Origin of the sequence: Simplicispira sp. (assembly GCF_028687295.1) — a bacterium.
GTDB lineage: Bacteria > Pseudomonadota > Gammaproteobacteria > Burkholderiales > Burkholderiaceae_C > Simplicispira > Simplicispira metamorpha.
Map to the genome: position 1 here is coordinate 1 of NZ_JAQUAL010000230.1, position 2,854 is coordinate 2,854.

The window sequence follows — 2,854 nt, forward strand, 5'->3', positions numbered from 1 at the left end:
TGGCGGTCAAGCACAAGCTGCGCGCCGTCAGCTATGGCCGGGGGCCGGACAAGAAGGTGATTGGCCGCCTGCGCGATGCGGGCATCGTCTGCATGCCCACCGTCGGTGCGCTCAAGCACGCGCAAAAGGCCATCGAGATGGGCGCCAACGCCATCACCATCCAGGGCGGAGAGGGCGGTGGCCACACCGGCTCGGTGCCCACCACGGTGCTGTTGCCGCAGGTGGTCGATGCCGTGCAGGTGCCGGTGGTGGCAGCAGGCGGTTTTTACGACGGGCGCGGCCTGCTGGCGGCGCTGGCTTTTGGCGCGCAGGGCATTGCCATGGGCACGCGTTTTTTGATGACCAGCGATTCGGGCGTGCCCGACGTGACCTTGCAGCGCTACTTGGCCACGCGCGACGCGGAAAAGATCCAGGTGTCGCACCTGGTCGATGGCATGCCCCAGCGCATGATCCCCAACGAGTACCTGACCCTGCTGGAAAAGGCATCGCCCTTCAAACGCTTGCGCATTGCCGTCAGCCTGGCCCTGCAGTGGAAAGCGCAGACCGGCATGACGATGCAGCACGCACTGGGCGTGTTGTGGCAAGGGCTGCGCGACGACCCCGGCAGCGCGGCGCAAACCGTGATGGCCGCCAACGCGCCCATGCTGTTGCAGCGCTCCATGGTGGAGGGCAAGCCCGCCGAGGGCGTGATGTCGGCAGGGCAGGTGGCGGCGCTGATCGGGCGGCTCGACTCCTGCGAGGAAGTGATCGCGGGCATCGTGGCCCAGGCCTGCCAGCGGCGGGCCGCACTGAACGCCATGGCCGCAGCCGCCTGAGAACAAGACAAGGACCCATCCCCATGACACAACAATTTTCTTCCCAAGTACACGACAACGGCGTGGCCGAAGTGGTGCTGAACCGCCCACCCGTCAATGCGCTCAACGCGGCAGGCTGGCGCGGCCTGGCAGCCGAGATCGAGGCCCTGGGCCTGCGCCCCGAAGTGCGCGTCATCGTCGTGCGCGCCGAGGGCCGGGGCTTTTGCGCTGGCGTGGACATCAAGGAGCTGGCCAGCAACGACAAGCTCATCGTGGACGTGAACGCCGGCAACTACGCCACCTTCAAGGCCGTGCACCTGAACAAGGTGCCGGTGATTGCGGCGGTGCAGGGCTTTGTGCTGGGCGGTGGCATCGGCATCTGCGGCGCCGCCGACATCGTGATTGCGGCGGACGACGCGACCTTTGGTTTGCCCGAGGTGGATCGCGGCGCCATGGGCGGCGCAGCGCATTTGCAGCGCATGTTTGGCGTGCAAAAAACGCGCTACCTGTTTTTCACGGGCGAGATGATCGGCGCCCCCGAGGCACTGCGCCTGGGCGCCATCGAGCGCGTGGTGCCGCGCGATCAGCTGCGCGATACCGCGCTGGAGATCGCCGCCAAGATTGCCGCCAAGAGCCCGGCCATGATCCGCATTGCCAAAGAGGCGCTCACGGGCATCGAGGACGGCAACCTGGAGGACAAATACCGCTGGGAGCAAGGCTTCACGTTGCAGGCCTACATGAGCCCGGATTCCAGCGAAACCCGGGCGGCTTTCGTTGAAAAGCGCGACGCCAAGTTCTGAACCAGAGGACGCCACCATGAACCTGAACTACACCCCTGCGCAACAGGCCTTCCGGGCCGAGGTGCGCGACTGGCTGCGCGCCCATGTGCCCGCTGAGGCGTTTGCCAGCTACGACACGCGCGAAGGCTTCGAGCAGCACCGCCGCTGGGAGGCCACCCTGGCCGAAGGTGGCTGGAGCAGCGTGACCTGGCCCCAGGAGCTGGGCGGGCGCGGCTGCGACCTGATCGACTGGCTGATTTTTGAAGAGGAATACGCCGCCGCCGATGCGCCCATGCGCGTCAACCAGAACGGCATCTTGCTGCTGGGGCCAACGCTGATGGAGTTTGGCACCCCCGAGCAAAAGGCCCGCTTTCTGCCGCGCATGGCGCGCTGCGACGACATGTGGGCCCAGGGCTGGAGCGAGCCCAATGCGGGCTCGGACATGGCAGCCATCAGCAGCCGCGCCCTGCGCGACGGCGACCACTATGTGCTCAATGGCCAGAAAACCTGGTCCACCCGGGCGATATTTGCCAATTGGGTGTTTTGCCTGTTCCGCAGCGACCCCCATTCCAGCCGCCACCACGGCCTGAGCTACCTGCTGGTGCCGCTGGATGCACCGGGCATCACCATCCGCCCGATCCAGGCCCTCAACGGCAAGGAGGCGTTTGCCGAGATCTTTTTTGACGACGTGCGCGTGCCGGTGGAAAACCGCCTGGGCGACGAAGGCCAGGGCTGGAACGTGGCCATGGCCACCGCGGGTTTTGAACGCGGCCTGCTGCTGCGCTCGCCAGCGCGCTACCAGCGCACGGCGCAAAAGCTGATGGACTTGTACCGCAAGCACCAGGCCAGCGCCGACCGTGACCCATCGATCCGCGAGGCCGTGCTGCGCGCCTGGATGGGCGCCGAGGCCTACAACCTGGCGTCCTACCACACGGTGGGCCGGGTGCAGCGCGGCGCACGCATCGGCGCCGAGGCCAGCACCAACAAGATTTTCTGGTCGGAGCTGGACTTGGACATGCACGAAACCGCGATGCGCATCCTGGGCCCGCGCGCCGAACTGTGCGATGACCCTGAAGTGCATGAATGGCTGGAAGGCTTCCTGTTTGCGCAGGCGGGCTCCATCTACGCTGGCAGCAACGAGATCCAGCGCAACATCATTGCCGAGCGCCTGCTCGGTTTGCCCAAGAACTGAACGAGGCCCACCATGGATTTCACCTTTAATGAAGACCAGCAGGCCCTGCGCGATTCGGTCAGCCGCTTTTTGATGGTCGAGGCCGCGCC

3 protein-coding genes are annotated in these 2,854 nt (G+C 66.1%); all 3 read left to right on the forward strand.

From position 1 onward, the window contains the following. The coding region (locus PHX69_RS15965) for an NAD(P)H-dependent flavin oxidoreductase (RefSeq protein WP_288045113.1) at positions 1 to 815 on the forward strand (815 nt) is incomplete at its 5' end. A gap of 23 nt (positions 816 to 838) precedes the next feature. Next, positions 839 to 1,594, forward strand: coding sequence for an enoyl-CoA hydratase family protein (locus PHX69_RS15970; protein ID WP_288045116.1), 756 nt, complete (start codon positions 839 to 841; stop codon positions 1,592 to 1,594). A 16-nt stretch (positions 1,595 to 1,610) separates the two neighbouring features. Next, entirely contained in the window at positions 1,611 to 2,765 is a 1,155-nt protein-coding gene (locus tag PHX69_RS15975) for an acyl-CoA dehydrogenase family protein (protein WP_119012857.1), read from the forward strand. The last annotated feature ends 89 nt before the right edge of the window (positions 2,766 to 2,854 follow it).

What these genes read in the sequence shown, in the direction of transcription:
- PHX69_RS15975 (WP_119012857.1), top strand. Translation starts at nt 1,611, where the DNA reads ATGAACCTGAACTACACCCCTGCGCAACAGGCCTTCCGGGCCGAGGTG.
- PHX69_RS15970 (WP_288045116.1), top strand. Translation starts at nt 839, where the DNA reads ATGACACAACAATTTTCTTCCCAAGTACACGACAACGGCGTGGCCGAA.